Origin of the sequence: Halovalidus salilacus (assembly GCF_031852275.1) — an archaeon.
GTDB lineage: Archaea > Halobacteriota > Halobacteria > Halobacteriales > Natrialbaceae > Halovalidus > Halovalidus salilacus.
Map to the genome: position 1 here is coordinate 3,962,353 of NZ_CP134700.1, position 17,469 is coordinate 3,979,821.

General features: G+C 59.5%; 16 protein-coding genes and 3 pseudogenes. 12 read left to right on the plus strand and 7 right to left on the minus strand.

Features of this window, described 5'->3' with window-relative positions; translation table 11 throughout:
• The first annotated feature begins 162 nt into the window (after positions 1-162).
• Positions 163-408: an antitoxin VapB family protein gene (locus tag RJT68_RS19495; protein WP_407038185.1), complete on the plus strand. Its 246-nt coding sequence runs from the start codon at positions 163-165 to the stop codon at positions 406-408.
• Complete coding sequence (locus RJT68_RS19500; protein WP_407038186.1) at positions 405-809, plus strand: PIN domain-containing protein; 405 nt, start codon at positions 405-407, stop codon at positions 807-809. Before RJT68_RS19495 ends, RJT68_RS19500 begins: the two co-directional genes overlap by 4 nt.
• A 213-nt stretch (positions 810-1,022) precedes the next feature.
• Here the strand turns inward: RJT68_RS19500 and RJT68_RS19505 are convergent.
• Positions 1,023-1,583, minus strand: a pseudogene (locus tag RJT68_RS19505) (RNA-guided endonuclease TnpB family protein); the annotation flags it as partial.
• On the opposite strand from RJT68_RS19505, the gene RJT68_RS19510 reads away from it, so the two are divergent.
• Positions 1,524-1,820, plus strand: a complete 297-nt coding sequence (locus tag RJT68_RS19510) for a putative quinol monooxygenase (protein WP_407040413.1) — start codon at positions 1,524-1,526, stop codon at positions 1,818-1,820. The pseudogene RJT68_RS19505 and the gene RJT68_RS19510 overlap by 60 nt on opposite strands.
• Before the next feature lie 424 nt (positions 1,821-2,244).
• Here RJT68_RS19510 and RJT68_RS19515 read toward each other — a convergent pair whose 3' ends face one another.
• Positions 2,245-3,114 (minus strand): cell surface glycoprotein, encoded by an 870-nt coding sequence (locus RJT68_RS19515; protein ID WP_407038187.1) that lies wholly within the window; start codon positions 3,112-3,114, stop codon positions 2,245-2,247.
• On the opposite strand from RJT68_RS19515, the gene RJT68_RS19520 reads away from it, so the two are divergent.
• From RJT68_RS19520 to RJT68_RS19540, 5 genes and pseudogenes are all read left to right on the plus strand, one after another.
• Entirely contained in the window at positions 3,095-3,850 is a 756-nt protein-coding gene (locus RJT68_RS19520) for an ABC transporter permease (protein WP_407038188.1), read from the plus strand. The two genes, RJT68_RS19515 and RJT68_RS19520, sit on opposite strands and share 20 nt — an antisense overlap.
• A 1,279-nt stretch (positions 3,851-5,129) precedes the next feature.
• A pseudogene (locus RJT68_RS19525) lies at positions 5,130-5,863 on the plus strand (IS6 family transposase).
• A 677-nt stretch (positions 5,864-6,540) separates the two neighbouring features.
• Positions 6,541-6,789, plus strand: a complete 249-nt coding sequence (locus tag RJT68_RS19530; protein WP_407038189.1) for a HalOD1 output domain-containing protein — start codon at positions 6,541-6,543, stop codon at positions 6,787-6,789.
• 524 nt (positions 6,790-7,313) lie between these two features.
• Positions 7,314-7,454, plus strand: a complete 141-nt coding sequence (locus RJT68_RS19535; RefSeq protein WP_407038190.1) for a hypothetical protein — start codon at positions 7,314-7,316, stop codon at positions 7,452-7,454.
• Between the two features lie 211 nt (positions 7,455-7,665).
• Positions 7,666-8,666 (plus strand): annotated as a pseudogene (locus tag RJT68_RS19540) (IS630 family transposase).
• 325 nt (positions 8,667-8,991) lie between these two features.
• On the opposite strand, the gene RJT68_RS19545 reads toward RJT68_RS19540, so the two are convergent.
• The 4 genes from RJT68_RS19545 to RJT68_RS19560 form a co-directional block, all read right to left on the minus strand.
• Complete coding sequence (locus RJT68_RS19545) at positions 8,992-10,539, minus strand: sodium:solute symporter family protein (protein WP_407038191.1); 1,548 nt, start codon at positions 10,537-10,539, stop codon at positions 8,992-8,994.
• Positions 10,532-10,846, minus strand: a complete 315-nt coding sequence (locus RJT68_RS19550) for a hypothetical protein (RefSeq protein WP_407038192.1) — start codon at positions 10,844-10,846, stop codon at positions 10,532-10,534. The genes RJT68_RS19545 and RJT68_RS19550 overlap by 8 nt, the downstream gene beginning before the upstream one ends.
• Before the next feature lie 503 nt (positions 10,847-11,349).
• Positions 11,350-12,177: a 3-(cis-5,6-dihydroxycyclohexa-1,3-dien-1-yl)propanoate dehydrogenase gene (gene hcaB, locus RJT68_RS19555; RefSeq protein ID WP_407038193.1), complete on the minus strand. Its 828-nt coding sequence runs from the start codon at positions 12,175-12,177 to the stop codon at positions 11,350-11,352.
• A 54-nt stretch (positions 12,178-12,231) separates the two neighbouring features.
• Positions 12,232-12,675: a VOC family protein gene (locus tag RJT68_RS19560; protein WP_407038194.1), complete on the minus strand. Its 444-nt coding sequence runs from the start codon at positions 12,673-12,675 to the stop codon at positions 12,232-12,234.
• Positions 12,676-12,833: 158 nt separating this feature from the next.
• On the opposite strand from RJT68_RS19560, the gene RJT68_RS19565 reads away from it, so the two are divergent.
• The 4 genes from RJT68_RS19565 (at position 12,834) to RJT68_RS19580 (ending at position 16,431) form a co-directional block, all read left to right on the plus strand.
• A complete protein-coding gene (locus RJT68_RS19565) occupies positions 12,834-14,207 on the plus strand; it encodes an aromatic ring-hydroxylating oxygenase subunit alpha (protein WP_407038195.1) in 1,374 nt (457 codons plus the stop codon).
• A 1-nt stretch (position 14,208) separates the two neighbouring features.
• Positions 14,209-14,754: an aromatic-ring-hydroxylating dioxygenase subunit beta gene (locus tag RJT68_RS19570; RefSeq protein WP_407038196.1), complete on the plus strand. Its 546-nt coding sequence runs from the start codon at positions 14,209-14,211 to the stop codon at positions 14,752-14,754.
• Positions 14,751-15,206 (plus strand): hypothetical protein, encoded by a 456-nt coding sequence (locus tag RJT68_RS19575; protein WP_407038197.1) that lies wholly within the window; start codon positions 14,751-14,753, stop codon positions 15,204-15,206. Before RJT68_RS19570 ends, RJT68_RS19575 begins: the two co-directional genes overlap by 4 nt.
• Positions 15,207-15,651: 445 nt before the next feature.
• Entirely contained in the window at positions 15,652-16,431 is a 780-nt protein-coding gene (locus RJT68_RS19580; RefSeq protein WP_407038198.1) for an IclR family transcriptional regulator, read from the plus strand.
• Between the two features lie 61 nt (positions 16,432-16,492).
• On the opposite strand, the gene RJT68_RS19585 is transcribed toward RJT68_RS19580, so the two are convergent.
• Entirely contained in the window at positions 16,493-17,365 is an 873-nt protein-coding gene (locus RJT68_RS19585; RefSeq protein ID WP_407038199.1) for an alpha/beta hydrolase family protein, read from the minus strand.
• Between the last annotated feature and the right edge of the window lie 104 nt (positions 17,366-17,469).

Here is a 17,469-nt window from a genome sequence, read left to right on the forward strand (position 1 = left end):
CGAATACCCACGCATACCATGCCTCACACGAGGCCCGACACACTCCTCATGAACCACAGCAGTGAGTTCGTTGAGGTGGACATCCGACGAGAGTGACTGCATCCCATCGCCACTTCTCCAGACCAAAGGGCAAAGTAGCGTCAACGTGAACGTCAACGTAGGATGGCCGCCGAAGAACAGATTCGAGTCAGCGGACGAGTAAAGCGCGAAATCGAACGACGAAGGCGGGAAGGTGAGAGTTACAACGATGTTCTCGAGCGAATCCTTGACGAGAACGACACTGGTGACTTCTACGACGGGTTCGGCCGATGGTCAGATGAAGAGGCCGAACACGTCCGCGAAGGGCGCCGAAAGGCGAAGGAAAAGCGGAAACGTCGGATGCGCGAACGGGTCGGGGACGCTGCATGAAGGTCCTCGACGCAACGTACCTAATTGATTACTTGGACGGTCTCGAGGCTACTCGCGAATTCTACGAGGCATGCGGGGGCGCTGATGTCCGCTGGGTGATGCCTGTCCCAGCGGTTGCCGAGGCTCTCATCGGGGAAGGGAACCTTCCAAATGGAGACATTGCCGGTGCTCGCGCCGATCTGGCTTGGGGAGAAGTATACGAGATCGACGAGCGGACAGCGGTGACCGCAGCGGAGATCGCGGACGAGATTGGACCAGGCGGCCCCTACCTCGACGGGCCTGATGCACTGGTCGCGGCTGTCGGTCGCGAGCTCAATGCACCAGTGGTCAGCGCTGATGGCGACCTCACGCACCGTGAAACGCAGGCTGTCGTCGACGTTGAGGACTACACGGACCGATGAGCGTGACATTCTACCAGCTGACGGATGACAGGCACAAGCCTATCGGCCGGGTGATTGTCGAAGGCGAGGAGGCGCTTGGGACGTTAGCCGTAACCGGACAATTCACACACTGAGTATCATTCTCGACTACCGCCCTAAGGTATACAATGTTTCTGAATAAACTTGACATCCTCCCCGCCCTACAGGGCGAGGATTCCCGACCGCGTTGGGATATTAAGGTTCGCGGTTCACGACCTGTTCTCGTGGGGCGAAAACACCCTCACTACGGTCGAACAGGTGAACCGCTGGCTGTGCCAACCAGCCGTTATCCCTATCACCGCCATCCGTGGCGAGACTCGGGAGTACCTTTTGCCGAATGTTCTCCGCACCATTCACGTCCGCGTTCGCACCCGTGTCGCACGCCTCACACACGTACAGTCCACGTTCGACACGCTGGTTGTCGTCAGTGTGACCGCACGCCGAACACGACTTCGACGTGTCACGTTCCAACACCAACTCAACGTCGATACCTTCAGCTTCTGCTTTGTAGTCCAGAAGCGTCGTAAAGCGGTCGAACGCCCACCCGTGCAAGTCGAGATTGCCGTGGTCGCCCCAGTTGCGTGGTTCCCCGCTCTCGTCGTCCTCGCGGATGCCGCCAAGGTCGCCAACGACAAGCGTTCCGACGCCTCGTTCGACGCACTCCTCTACGATTGCTTTCGAGAGTGCGTACAAGAAGTGCGTCCGACGACCCGTTCGCGTCCGGTCAAGCCGAGTAGCTTCACGAGACGAGGAATTTATCGAGATGGCGTACGCCTACGAACAAATCGCCGATCCTCGCCGGCCGCCGGAATCTGCACCCGCACTCGAATAGTCCTGCACGCGGCGTTCCCAATTGCGTCCAAGAAGTTTGATGAGGCGCTCGAGCAGATCGAGGATCTCGTCGAGCACTCACAGGCCGAAGACGGGATGCTCGAGTACCGAGCGACGACCGACGTCACCGAACCCACCGTCGTGCGGTTCTTCGAACACTGAAGACGCCGACGCGTTCGAGGCGCACACGCAAACCGACCACTTCAACGCCTTCGAAGCTGCACTTCCCGACCTGCTCGACGGCAAACTCGAAGTCCTCCGGTTCGATGTGGACTCGGCAAGTGAACTCGGCCTCTGAACACCAGCGATACGCCACTTGATTCACACGGATTGGAGGAGAAAGCCCACGACTGAAGTCGTGGGTCGATGACACTGGCTGGGCCGAACTTGTGGTCGATGAAAGGACGGGGGAGGCCGTCGAGTGTCGAGATCGATGGTGTGTCGATTCGGTGTCGTTTCCCCAAACTGGCAATGCGACAACCACCCCCCGCATACTGGCTCGTCAGCCGGACCAGATAAGTGTACTGGCCGATTTGTGGACCTCTTGCCCGATGGACCTCCCATTTCGCACCAGACGCGGTCGAGGTCAGCGATGGATCTTGTGGAGCCGGAGTCCAATCCCCGCAAGTAGGGCGACGATCGCAAGAAGTTGACCCCCGCGAAGGGGAATCGAGTCGGCACCGTCCGCCTCGTCGTCGCTCCCGTTTGCCTCGAGATTCGGCTGCTGGACGCCGTCCGTCTCGTTCGACTCGTCCACCTCGTCGCTCGACTCGTTCGTCTCGTTCGTCTCGTCCGTCTCGTCCACATCGCTGTCTGCGGTGCGATCGTCGTCACGTTCGCCGTCATCACCGCCCGAACGAGACGAGTGATCGTCGTCACCATCGCTCGAGTCACCTCCATCGGAGTCAACCGTCAGCTCGTGACCGTGGCTGAGCCCGAGTATTTCGGGTTCGCCCCGCACCTCCTCGTCCCCTTGTGCGGCCGCGTACACGTGGTACGATTCTCCCTCCTCGAGTTCGTCGCTCGCGATCGTCGCCCGGTACTCATCGCCATCGATGCGTTCGGCGGGCTCTCGAACGGTCGTCTCGTCGTTCCAGACGGCGACTTCGACGCCGGCGGGGGCTTCTTCAAGGGCAGTTTCGGCGATGGTCACATCCACTTCGACATCGGTCTCGGGGCTGACCTCGCTCGCTGCGGCCACAGACAGGTTATAGCCACCGATGACAACGGGCTGAATCGCTTCGTAGTTCCCGTCGACGTAGAGGGCCAGGACGTACGAGCCCGGCTCGACAGTGTCGGTGTCAACCGTTACTTGCTCAGACCCAGAACCGGCTGTCGATTCGACTGTCTTCTCGTCACTGTCATAGAGGTAGAGGGTGAATGGCGAGTCGTCGGGCATCTCGACGTCGACGGAGAGGGGGTCCTTCGACGGGCCGATGAGTCGCGAGGTGATCATCGACGAGTGCACCGCCGACGCCTACGACCTCTCGGTCAACGACACGATCTACGTCGGCGGCACGACCGCGGCGGCCGCCGACAATGAGTTCACCGTGGTCGGCATCTCACCCACGTTCTCCGAGTTTCTCGGCGCCCCGACGATCACCGTGCGGTTGAGCGAACTGCAGACGCTCACCGGCGCGACCGGCACCGACCCCGCGACGATGATCACGATCACCCTCGAGGATGGCGCTGAGCCGGTGGCGGTCCAAGACGACCTCCAGGCGGACTACCCCGAGTACGACGTCCGGACGAACCGGGAACAACTCGAGGCGGTCGTCGGTGAGCAGGCGACGGTGCTCGTGGGGGCCGGACTGCTCGTCGCCGTCGCGTTCCTCACGGGGACAGCGCTGACGGTCAGTCTGCTCGCGCTGTTCGTCTACCAGTCCCGCGCGAAACTCGCCACGCTCGCGGCGCTGGGCGTCTCGCGGCCGACCGTCGTCGCGTTCATCGTCGCCCAGGGGGTCCTCCTCGGCGCGGCCGGGTGGCTCCTCGGCGCCGCGCTGACTGTGCCGCTCGCCCAGATCCTAAATACGATCGTCGCCGCGGTCGTCGGCTTCGACGGTCTCGTCGTCGTCGCCCCCGAGGCGATCGCGGCCAGTGCCGTCTTAGCGATCGGAATTGGCACCCTCGCGTCGGCGGTCGCCGTCTGGCGGTTGCCGGCCGACTTCGACGCGAACGCGTTGCGGAGTTGAGCCGACTGCGGTCGGCGACCGCCGGCAGAGTGCACTGCATTCCGTCGCCCCTCTGTGGGTCGATCGGACGGACCACCGTCGGGCGGATCGGTGGCCGCCTCTCCTCTCACCGCGAGGCAGGGAGTGGGGGTGCCCTCGAGCAATGCGGATCGCCTGGCGTGTACTGTACCGCGCGCGTGGCAACGGCGTGGGTGGCGGCCGTGTAGCCGCTCAGCGGGGGTCGGGTGGTCGCTCGTTACGCCGCTCACCACTGGTTCGTGCGTCACGACAGCCAACGAGCGTAGTCTCCCAGCGACGAATCCGATCGCTATTTGGCACGCAACACCCCACGCATTGGCCCAGCAACTGCTGGGCCCGGGTGAAGCACTTGTCACTCGATCTCGACGGCAGGTCGCGGTGGCGCAGACGACTCGAGGACTGCCGGCGCCGCGCCGATCGGCGCGCGGAGAGTAGAGACGCCGCTCTGCTCCGCTCGATCGCCGGACGCTGTCTAGACGCGGTGCTGCGGTTGCGCAGGCGACCCGCTGATTGCTCGGCCAGGGCTCTTGGCGGGATTTCCGGGCTGGGTGCCACGAACGGCCACCGGGAACTCGGGGGTTGGTTGGACCCGACACAGCGGTGGCTCGGGCCGGCGACAGTGTACCCCTGTCGACAGCGCTCAGACTGACGAAAGGGGGAGGGGGAAGGGGATGTGGATACCGATCCGGATGGCTGGATCGGTGTATTGCTCTTAGACATAACCATTAATGTTCTTTCCGGTTCCCTTGCACTGCGGCGGACGGCCATGGCGGCCGCCACCGCCGGCGGGATACACGCCCAAACACATTGGCCAGTACAATTATATAACCGTGGTACCGAGTCCCTATGCGGGGGGTGGTATCCGGCCTTACCAGTTTGGGGACACCGACCACCGGATCAACGCACCATCGACGTTCGCTTCGCGATGGCCTCCCCCGTTTTTCGGTTACGCGCGGTTTGTGTCCCGTCTGAAGTCAATCCCCGATCAGCAGTCGGAGACGGCCATGGCGCCGAGCCGCACACGATCGGTCGCTCTGCCGACGATGTTGAGGCTATAGTATGATTACTCTCAGACTCCACCACCTCACAAATATCGTTCCAGAAAGGATTCGTGTTGCTCGGCACTGTATTGTGGTGCTTCAACCGTGAACAGAGGGGTCAATACGAGTACCGCTATGGTTGGTTGTGCACTATTTGAGGCTTGAAACGACGCTAGGTAGCGCGGTTTGAGAAACGAGCAGGTCGGAGAGTGAGGTTGGCTATACCGCTCGTAGACCTGGTCAGCGAGTGCTACACGGCGGAATTTGATGAAGCTTGGGAGCGTGAGCGGACAGCGATGCCCGTCAGGGTGTTCGCCGTCCGGTTCCACGCGACCGGCTGTTCACTTCGAGAGACACACGCAATTCTTCGCGTGCTCGGCGTCGAACGCTCTCACCACGCGATCTGGCACTGGGTCCATCGACTGGCTGTCAGCGTCCCAGACCCGCCGACGTCCACGAGAGCGAAGCTCTTGTGCGGCCCATCAGAACGCTTCGCGTTCTGAGGACGACGCAGCCGTCGCGGGTCGCCATTGGTGAAATTACTGTCAGGATCAACGGTGTCTGGTCTTGGGTGTGTGATGCAATAGACCTCGACTCGAGGCTCATTCTTAATGTCGCAGTCCTCGGCCGACGAGGCACCGATCCAGCCGCTGCGTTTCTCCATCGACTGACCGAGAAACACGATCTCTCCGAGACGGTGTTTCTCGTCGATGGCTACGGCTATCTGACTGCCCTCTCTCGAGTAGGATTGAGCGGTCACCTCAACTACGTCGAGCGAAACCTGATCGAAACGTGGGTTCACACCTTCAAAATGCGGGTTGACCGCTTCCATACCTCGTGGGTAGGCAGTCGGGCCAGCGTCAGAGACTGGCTTGACCAGTTCGTACACTACTATAACACACAACGGCCGCACCAATCAATTAACGGACAGACGCCTTCGGAGGTGCGAAACTAGACAGTGCCGGGCTGACGGAGCACGACACGTCCTGACATATGTGTTCGATTTAAGGCCCGCCCGTCAACGGCGGCATGGTGGCCCCCAGACCGACGGGGCGTGTCGTACCCCGTGCCGTCGCTGGGCTCGCGCCCAGGCGGACGCGCTCGTGTGGAACCCTGGGGCATCTGCGGGGGCGTTCGGACAGGGAAAACTGACGATGGCTCTCGGCCCGCTACCGGTCCCGCTTCGCCACCTGGCCGCGTGATGCCAGGCCGGTCATGCTGGTCGTCAACCACGTTCCGTGCCACTCACGGTCCCAGGCGTCCGGTCGTTCAAGCCCCGCTCCCGACTGTCCAGAGCCGCTGGACGGGAAGCTCACCGGCCAGGTCCGCAGCCTGTTGTGGAGTTTGGTCCGTTCGCGGCCACCCGCGGGTGCCGACGTGTTACAGCTCGGATCGGCTCATCGGTTGTCTCTCCCGCCTCCGCCACGGGGTGGGTTCTGCGGTGGGGATTGCTACCACGGCCCTCTCCACCGAGTTAACGGTTTCGACCGTTCTGGCCGAGGAATGACGGCGTCTGTCGTCCGTCAGACGATCGGGGAAGAGGGTTCATCCACGGCGCTCACAACCGGCTGCGCCGTAAACAGCGATGAACGGACGGATTAGTTTAGAAGGGAATATCGTGTTGGCTCGAGTATGCATTCCGACACCTCGACCACGGATTCGGACGCGACGCAGGGGTCTGAGTTGCCAACCCGGATCGTCATGGCCGTCGCGCACACGACCGAGGCCGATCCGCTCGATCTCGACCCGCTGTACGCGGTCGTCGATCCGGATGCCCTCACCGAGCTGGTCACCGACGCGCCGAACGGGGTTCGGATCGAGTTCGAGTACGAGGGCCACACGGTGACCGTCCGTGCTGGCGGGCACGTCTGCGTCGACTAGCGGCGTGCGGGGGCTGGGAGCCCGGCGTCGCCACGGGACCTGCGCGGTGGGGTGGCTCCATCCGGCCTCACCCACACCCACCGCGGCGGCCGGATCATCGCCACCGCGCCCTCGGCAGGTACGCGTGCGTCGGCTGGCGCACACCCCAGCGGCGAGGGGCCCCGGTGGTCCGCCTCCGCGCGCCGACGTCCGCATCCGGACGTCGCCCCCGGGCGATTGGCCGCCCGCCGACGGGGCGACCCGAGTCGCCACTCTGCCGGTGATAGCACGCGACGGGACCCGCCCGCCGGTGTCGCCGCCGGGCGCCCGCACCTCACCCTGGGCGATACGTTCATGGCCGCCGTCACTCGGCTCGCTTCCCGGCGGCACGCGTCGTTGGGCACTGCCCCTTCCACCCACTCCTCCATTCTCTGCTCTCTCCGATGCGCCGTACGACCCCAGGTTAGCTCGACTGCGAGATCGACCAGTTCAAACGCAACCACGGCGACGCCGCAGCGCCGACGACCGTCACCGTCGACTGGCGGGTGCCCGACGCCCCGGCGCCGGACGACGCGATCATCAACTACGACCCCGAGATGGCCACGCTCACCTACGCCCTCTGGACCGCCCAGCGCGACTGTCTCGACGCCCTGCACTACGCCGTGATGGGCGTCGCGGGGCGGTAACCGGGGCGGGCGCCCGGCGCGCCCGCCCCCGGGCGCCACCGCCAGCGGACGGCCCCACGGCTGCGGCGAACAAAACGGCCGTTAGCTATACGATGGTCGGGCCGCGACCTGGGATGAGGATGGCACAGGGGGTGGTCGGCGCGCACCGACGCGCGCTGACTTGCTATAGTAGCCGTTAGAATTATTTGCTCGCAGTATCTTGGAACAGACAGTGGATCACCTCGACGAGATCTCAGTCGAAGAGTTGCAAGAAGCCCTCGACAACGTGGACGGAAAGAAGCCGACACAACGGCTGTTAGCCGCAATAGCGTACAAAAACGGCGTCACGCAGACTGAACTAGCCGAGTGGTACGGCGTGCAGCGCCGAACGATCTATAGCTGGCTCACGCGACTCGATACCGATGAGCCGATTGAGCAGGCTGTGACTGATGCTCACCGATCTGGGAGAAATCGAAAGCTCTCGGAAAAAGAGCAAGAACAGTTCGAAGCAACTGTCCACGAACCCCCTGCAGAAGTTGGACTTGACGCGCCGGCGTGGACGCCGGCGCTCGTCCAGCAGTATCTTGACGAGACGTACGATGTCGAGTATTCGATCCCGAGCTGCCGGCGGTTGCTCAAAGAAGCGGGATTGAGCTATCAAAAACCACGCCGTACAGCCGCCGAATCAGATGCTGACGAGCAGGAAACGTTCCGCGAAGAGTTCAAAAAAAGCGGCGGGAGATGGACGCCACCGTAGTCTGTATTGATCAAACCAAAAAATCCGTGCAAGTCGAGCCGCGTGCCGCGTGGTTTCCTCGCGGCACGCGGCCGGCCGTCGAATTATCCGGCCAACGCGACTGGACGTGCCTGTTGGGCGCGATCACCGAAGACGGTGATCGATTTTTCGCTCGATTCGAAGAGTACGTCACCGCCGAACACGCCAAACATTCAATCCTTTAATTATGTAAAGAATTCGAAGATGATCTGCTCATTGTGTTGGATGGAGCGCCGTATTTCCAGGCGTCGGCCGTCACGGACCTGGCGGCCTGTGACGACCTCGACTTCGTCATGTTACCAGCGTACTTGCGAGAGCTAAATCCTGTCGAGAGGTGCTGGAGGCAACTCCCAACTGCTCTTAGTAACCGCTACTGTAAGTCACTCGAGGATCTTATAACAGCGATTGATACAGCCCTTGACCAACTTTCCGTACCGAGAGTGAGTAATTACTTTTAATTCATACTACAGTCGCAGCTTAATTTCGGCGTGTTCACTGACGCCGCCGCCAGCTAAAATTCGAGAGACAGCGGTCGAATTAGGAATCTCTGGCCTATTGGTACAGTAAATCAGGTCGTTTCAGTCGCTCGGATCACCAGTGGATACAAACGACCGGCAGTTTAGCGAACCGGCTCTTGAGTGGCTACCTAGTCGACAGTAGTCCAGTAGCTGTGGAATGGAACTCTCGTGACACGCCACGAAATGAGCCGCGGTAGTTGCTTCTTTGCTCGGGTACTGTCGTCCAACCTACTAGTCACGAATTAGGGCGCTGTACCATCTTATCTCAGAGCTTTCTGTTGATGAGGCCGTGGTACTGTTCCATCTTGTCGAGTGGCTGTGGCGATGTGAAGTAGCTCACGCCCACGAAGAGGACAAAATTGGCGGCAGTTGCGACCAGGATCCCCGGAACTAGTGGCGTGACGTACGGATTCGGGATCAACTGTAACTGGAACAGTCCGAGGAGGATCATCCCGACAGCGGGGGCGATGATCGCGGCTTCCGTGGACGCGCGCGGCCAAGCAACTGCTCCGAATAGCAGCGGTAGCACCTGGACCGCCACTGCGACGACGAACAGCGCGAGCGGGGTTATCAGACTCGAGTACAGGAGTGCCCCGGCGACACCGGCGAGCATTGTGGCGATGATCACGACCTTGTTCAGGACCAGTTCCCCCTCCTCGGAAAGGTCTGGATTGATGAACGTTTTGATGAAGTCACGCGAGACAGTGGCCGCCAGTACGTGCGCGTACGAGTCGATTGTGGAAACGATCGCAGCCAGAATGCCGACGAGGAACAACGCGGCGAGACTGAATGGCATCACGTCGAATGCGAGCAGCGACGAAACTGTATCTGGATTCGTCCCCTCGGGGAGTATTGTTCGCCCGTAGATCCCGATAAAGCTCGTCCCAAAGACGTAGATCAGGGTGAGGACGCCAACGATCATCGCGGCGACTTTAGCGAAGTTCCGTTCTGCGTCTATGGAGTACATACGGATCCATCCCGCGGGCGAGAGCAGGGTATTGCCGATGGAGAACAGCGCGCCGACGATGAGGATGACCTCGGGCGTGAATTGTCCAGTGATGCCGGGTGCTGTCGTGAGTCCGGCACGCGCATTCCCGAGGCTGTTGAAGACATCACCGACGCCCCCGGCGTGGCTTACGATGAACACGCCGAATCCCCCAAGGAGAACGGTGATCAACGCTCCGTTGAACGTATCGAGGTATGCAATCCCGCGCATTCCAGTAGTGGCGAGGTGGACCGTGACCACGAGTGCGAGCACGATGACACCCAGTTCGAATGAGACGACCCCGCCCGTCAGTATCATCAGAATCAGCCCGCCAGCGAGCAGTTGTGCGACGATGTACGTCGTGTTGAACGCGAGGCTCGCGAGCACTGTGTAGAGCCGAATCGTATCACTTTGATAGTAGTCGCCCAGTAGGTCACCGGGTGTCTGGTGGTCGTATTCTTTCCCGACAACCCACATGCGCCGACCTAGGTACCAGACCGCCGGTGCAGTCACCGCGTAGCCGACGAGGATCATCGCGATGAACGAGAAGCCGACTGAGTACACCGTCCCCGGAAAGCCGGCCATCCCGACGCCGCTCAATACAGTTGCGACAAGGGTGAGCGAGGCGACGACCCATCCCAGTCCTCGAGAGGCGACGATGTGCTCAGATAGACTCCCCGAATATCCCCGTCTCGCGAAGAGTGTGATACCGATGAAGACAGTGACGTAGCAGGCCAAGATGCCGAGCGAGAGCGGCAGGTTCGTAGAAATCGTCTCGGCGAGTTCCGGTGGAAGCGCTTGTATCGGAATGGTGGGAACGCTACTCATGCTCCGCCTCCGTTGACTCCCCAATGTCAGCTATTTCCTCGACGGGCTCGCTTCGAGTGAACACCGCATAGAGTCCGAGGATTACCAGCACCGAGACCAGGACGACCATCCACATCATCACGGGGAGTCCCGCGATTAGCTGGTCTTGAGTTCCGATGAACTTCATTCCGAGGTATGCGATGATCGTGGTACCCGTGAAGTAACCGAGCATCATTTTCTCGGTCGAGCGCGCCGAGAGACTGTATTCGTCCGGGATCTCGCTCGAGTTCGGCCGATCAACTGACCGCCATGGTTCACCCCAAGGCATGATTTAACACACCTAGCCGATTCCATATAAATGTGCTGGTTACGGGTGGTGATATTGATGTATGATTCCGGAGAAAGTGTCCGACCGACAACTAGTGGCGGTGACCAAGCGAGTTACTGATCGCGAAGAATGAGGGAGAACGTTAGCACCTGCTACTCACGCGCGAGTTGAAACACCCGAATTTACCATAATCGGTAGTCCATGGCGGGAGAACCTACGGTTGGGACTCGAGCCGAGTAGAGAGGCCGTCCATCGCTTGCCGTCTCACTTCTCGATAGACTGGACAGGCGCCGTGTCGACCTTCGGTAAGTTGCTTGACGATTGCTTGTCTAATTGCGTGTTCGCACGATCCAGTAACCGACTTTCTGTGCGGACAGTACTGACAGCATTCTGCCGGAGCGAGCTCCCATGGAGGCATATAATAGTGTATGGCGAAGTTCCACTTGAATGTATGCACCAATCGGGGGAACTGTCATGGCACGATACTCGATATGCGAGCTTGGTCAGTCAGTCATGTCCTCAGTGATGTATTCGACCGCTGAGCGGCTCACTTCGGTGATCCCGCGAACGGACCGACCGAGATCCGCGCGGACGACCGATCCGGTCATCGGTCGAGAGTCGGATTCGGACGCTAACAGTACGTACGCGCCGGTGTAGTCGGCCGGTGACGGGGTGATCTCGAGCGGGTGATTCCTAGGGTCGAACTCCTCGGCAGACACGACGCCGCGTTCCCCGCCAAGCGAGTCGGTCCCCGAGAGGTCCGTCGGCACGAAGCCCGGCGCGACGGCGTTGACCCTGATCGTCGGCGCGAGTTCGAAGGCGAGCTGTCGGACCAGCCCGAGGACCGCGTGCTTTGCCGGAACGTACAGAGCACCGCCGCCGTCGGATCCGAAGCTGGCTTGCGAGGCGGTGAACACTATCCGACCGTCGGTTTCAGCCAGTTCGGGCAACGCCGCCTTTGCCCCCATCATGTAGCCGAGGACGTTCACGCGGAACAGTTCGAGGAAGCTCTCTTCGAGATCCTCATTGGACAGTTCTGGCAGAGAGACGTTCTGATCGAATACGCCTGCGTTTCCGACGAACACATCCAGCTTACCGAAGGTGTCGACCGTCTCCGCAACGGCGTGTTCGTTGTCGGCGACCGACGTCACGTCACCTGTGACGGTGACTACGTCGTCCCCGAATTCCGCCTCAAGGGCCTCGAGTCGTTGCTCGTCGATATCCAGTACACCAACCGATGCGCCCTCGTCGATAAAGCGCTCGATCACTGACCGTCCGAGCCCTGAGCCGCCGCCGGTGACCAACGTAACCTGATTATCGAGCCAACCCATTAGTTCTCACAGAGACCGGTTCATACTAATATCTACCGGGTATGAAGACGCTCGTCAGTCACCGGTTGAGTCAGCAGCGGGCGGTTCGAACAGTTCGACGTAGTTTCCGTCTGGATCACGAGCGTACACGATATCTGCGCCGTTACCGACGGTTTGCGGTGCGTTCACGAACTCTACTGCTGGCGTGAGTTCTTCGTAGAGACCAGCGATGTCGTTGACGGTAACACAGATGTGGGCAACGCCGACATCGTGTCCGTCTGCAGTCTCGTGAACGACGTCGTTCTCTGGAGCATCATACGCGATCAGTTCGATTTCGAAGCCGCCTGCATCGAGAAAGGCGATCTCCCCCGCGACGCCATCGACGCCGACGATATCACTTTGGACATCGCTCACTGGGAATCGTCTATCGACCTCGAATCCGAGTTGATCCCTGTAGAACTCGAGAGAGCGCTCTATGTCCTGTACGTTCAGTCCGTAGTGGGTGGCATGTCCGATCATTGGTACCGATTACTGTCGAATATAGACTGTGCTCTTAATAAGATTTGGATTAGTGACTTCGGACCAGTTAGTGATCTACAACGACTACAGCCACTGTCGCCCGTATCCCCGTTGAACAATAACTAAGTAGTTGTAACCCGCTGGATTGGTATGTATACATGTCCCACGACATAGAGCAGTCACTGTCCGCGGGCGAGTCCGGCCCACAGCGGACTCGGAGAATACTCGACTTCATGGGAGAGACGCTAGAACGAGGAGAGGTTCCGATAGAGATCCTCAACGACGAAGATATCTATCAACGGGAGTTAACCGAGATATTCGGCCAGACGTGGGTATACGTCGGCCATGAATCAGAGGTCCCTGAACCGGGGGATTACCGCCAACGGACCATCGGGGAGGATCCGTTCGTTTTCGTCCGTGACGAGCACGGCACGATCCGAGTGCTGTTCAACAGTTGCCGCCACCGCGGTGCAAATATCTGTCGGGCCGAGAAGGGAAACACGACTCACTTTCGCTGTCCCTATCACGGGTGGACGTACCAGAACACGGGCGATCTAGTCGGTGTGCCCCAGAAAGGTGCCGGATTCGATCACCTCAACGCCGAGGAGCACGGCCTCCGTGAGGCGCCACACGTCGACACGTACAACGGGCTCGTTTTCGCCTGTACCGCGCCCGAAGCGCCGTCGCTCGAGGACTATCTCGGTGGAGCGACGTGGTATCTCGACATGTACTTCGACCTGATCGACATGGAAGTCATCGGCGACCCGCAGCGCTGGGTCGTCGATGCCGACTGGAAAACGCCGACAGAGAATTTCTACGGCGATAACTACCACGTTCCGATGGGACACAAATCCGCGATCGACGTCGGAATCGGCAGCGAGACGGCCACCGGTGAGGAGGAAAGTAAACTGTACGGTATTGCCGACTGCGACGGGCACGCCTTTAGCATCTACCAAATCGAGTCGGAAAAGCCGATGTTCTGGGGCCACCCCGAACGGGTCGTCGAGACGTTCAACCACGATGCGCTTGATGACGACCAGTACGAGGTTGCACGCAAGTCGGGCGTGACCCTCGGGACGATCTTTCCGAACCTCTCCTTTATCTTCCTCGGCGGCCGAGATGATCCGAATAAAGACCCCGTCGGAACCTTCTGTCTGCGTCAATGGCAACCCCGTGGCCCTAGTGAGATGGAAGCCTGGAACTGGATTCTTGCACCGAAATATGCGCCCGACGAATACAAAGAGCGTGTCTACGAAGTCGGGATGTCGACGTTCAGCGCTGCAGGTAATTTCGAGGCGGATGATATCGGTATTTGGGATGGGATCGACGAGGCAGCGGGCAGCGTGTTCGCAGAACAAACAGAGGCGACAACGCTGTTTACGATGGGACGCGGCGAGAACACTGCAGCGACGGTCGACGATGACTGGGCGGGGCCAGGAACGGCCTACGCGAACGGCGGCGTAACCGACGAGAACCAACTCGACTTTTACCGGAAATGGCATGAGACGATGACGACGGAGGGGGCTAAATAACATGCAGGACGACTTAGGACGCCGGCAAACGCTCCGCCTCGAGTGTGAGGAGTTCCTCTATCACGCGGCGGAACTACTTGACGACCGCCGGTTGAGCGATTGGCACAACCTCGTCGCCAAGGACATCGAGTACCGAATGCCGATTCGAACGACGCGCGAACGGTCTTCCAACACGGAGTTTAGCGAGGAGGCCTTTCACATGAAAGAGGACTGGGGAACGCTCAAGGTGCGGACAGAACGGATGTCGAGCGACTTCGCCTGGTCGGAGGATCCACCCTCTCGGACCCGGCGGCAAGTCTCGAACCTTCGTATAACCGATCGTACAGACGACGAAATTAAACTCAAAAACAACCTCGTTATCGTTCGGTCACGCAAGGGCGAAACCGATCCCGACATCCTCTCGATGGAGCGGCACGATACGCTCCGTCGGGGGGAGGACGGCTACGTACCCGACTGGTCGGAGAGCGGAGGTCTGAAACTCGCCCGACGAACCGTGTTGCTCGACCACACGGTCATTCCGACTGACTCGCTCTCAATCATCCTATGACCTCGACACGACCAATAATTGACCCGCTTACGCTTATGGATGGCGATCTTACGGTCGAACTCTGGACGCTACAAACGCCGACTGGAGAACGACTGACAATTAGCGGTGAAAGCGCCGAGACACGGGTAGACGCATTGGCACTCGAGAGTCTTACGTGGCAAGACGACGAACTCTTTGAGGAACTCGCTTCATCCCCCCACGAGGACGGCACGAGCGCGACTGATCCGTCGGACGAACTACAGATCAGTAACGAGTATACGGTCGTCAAACTCCAGAAGGTCGAAACGACGGCCGGGCCGCGACTGTCAATCACATCTCCGAAACTGGAGTATACATGCCGTCTCAGTCCGGCGGAACTCGATGCGCTCACGCACAAACGAATCGACTTCTTCTCCGACCTTCTCAAGACACCATTCGGTCCCGAAGAGGACCATCACCACGGCGCTCTCTAATCGGGCGTTGGGTTACTGTTTTATTGCACGCTCCATCAGTTCAATTGGTACACGCGGTGGCAATTGTAGCAGGGCGGACGGTCGCTTTCGCACCTCTATTACCCACTCAAGGACGGTAAAAATACGTCTCTCGAGAAGCCAGCGAAAGACTTGGGACGGTGCATGTTGGGCAGTCCCACGATAAGCAATTACATGAAACGTTTGCAAATGACGAACGAATTTTTTTGGGAAAATTACAATAGTATGGGTGTAAAGAATGGTCAAAGAGAGCCAAAATACCAGTAGTAACGTCCGCTAGTGGCGTTTGCCAATTTCAAACCTAGGGGAGCGCTTCCCGCTGATAACTTCAGCGAGGACCGGTTTCCAGACGGAATACTGGTAGTATGATCGTCCACATTGTTTGTTATTAGCAAACATTTTTATCACTAGCGTTCGATCCCGGTATATGGGCAACAAAGACAAGGAACGGCGGCGGATCAAATCGGTCGATCGAGCGTTTCGGATTTTTGGCGTCTTGAAAGAAGAGGGGAGTAGCGGGGTAACGGAAGTTGCCAACAAACTAGATATGTCCAAAGGATCTGTGCATACGTATCTGAGCACCCTCAAGCAACATGGTGCGGTGATGGAGTACAACGGTGAGTATCGTCTCGGCTTGCAGTTGCTCGAGCTCGGTGAGTTCGCAAAACGGCAAAACCTCGTCTACCAATGTGCCCAGGATCCGCTCGACGACTTAGCCACGGAAACGGGAGAACTCGCTCGACTCGTCGTCGAAGAACAGGGATATGGGGTCTATCTCGATAAATCTGAGGGCGAAAACGCGATCGAAACTACGATTCAACCGGGCCAACGAGAATACCTGCACTGTACGTCACAGGGGAAAGCGATCCTCGCTCACCTAACCGAGTCTACGGTTCGCGACATCGTCGACGAACATGGACTTCCTGCCAGAACCGATAAAACGATAACCGATCTCGAGACGCTCCTCGAGGAACTCGAGTCGATTCGCGAGCGCGGTGTCGCCTTTAGCAGAAGCGAGGTGACCCGAAGGATGCGCTGTGTCGCAGCGCCCATTCACGCACCCGACAGTTCCATCGTTGCCGCGCTCGGCGTCTGTGGTCCGACGAGTCGGTTACAGGGTGATCGATTTCAGGTCGAAATCCCAAAGATAGTCAAAAATGCGGCGAACATCGTCGAAATTAATATGCAGATGGCACAAAATTCGTAGACGGCTACAACACGCCACGGTGAGGAACGTACTGCTTCAGCCGACGGGTGGACCGTTTTCCTCAAAGGGACCGAAGGAAATCAGCCGTGACACCAGCTATCTCGGACTCTGCGCCGGTGAAGAAGTGATCGGCCTCGACGGGATGGACCGTGACTGGTGTTGAGTCGGGGAACGCATCAGCGATCTCAGTCGCCTCTTCAGGGGTGACATTTCGATCTGACGCGTGCGGTACCAACAGGCTAGGTACGTCGATTTCCGGCACCCAGTCGATTGTTGCACAGGCGCTTTCGGGTGACCGGTAGGAAAGAAACGCTGCCGCTGTCATCGGAATGTATTCAATTTCGTCGCCAACCGGCCGTGGTAACGCGACGATTTCGTTCTCGCGGCCGGCTTCGACGAGTTTGCGCGCCTCGTCGACGAACGATTCGTACGCCTCGTCGGGGTCGTCCGAGACCGCTTCGAAGTACCCTCGAGTCGACCGCTCGCGGATATCTGCAAACGGTGCGGCAAGAACGAGTCCGTCGACGGTGTTGTCGTTTCGTAGCCCCTGATAGTAGGCGGCCTCGGTAGCTCCGAGACTTCGGCCCCAGAGAACGACGTCGTCGCATCCGCGTTCGGTGAGCCACTCGACGCCGCCACGAATGTCGTTGTCAATCTCGTCGAATTCAGACGTGACGTAGCTTTTTCCGCTGTTTCGCTTGTTGATCGTGAGACACCGGACTCCCGCTCGAGCGAGCGGATGCGCGACGCGTGAAATGCCAGCGCCAAGGGCGAATCCGCGGAGTCCGTGCAAAAAGAGGACGCCGACATTTCGACCGTCGAACGTCGAGACGTCGCTAGTCAGTTCGAACCCGTCGAACGCCGTTCCATCGTCGCTTTCGTAGGTAATTCCACGGAGGGTGATGTCGTCGGGCGTCGGTTGCATGACTGGCATCGTAACGTTCGGAATCTGAGGCGGGAGGACAATTATTCTATCGACTCGAGCCAACAACCGACCAATTAGACGTATGGTGTGAGCCGAGGTTCGATAAGCGACCG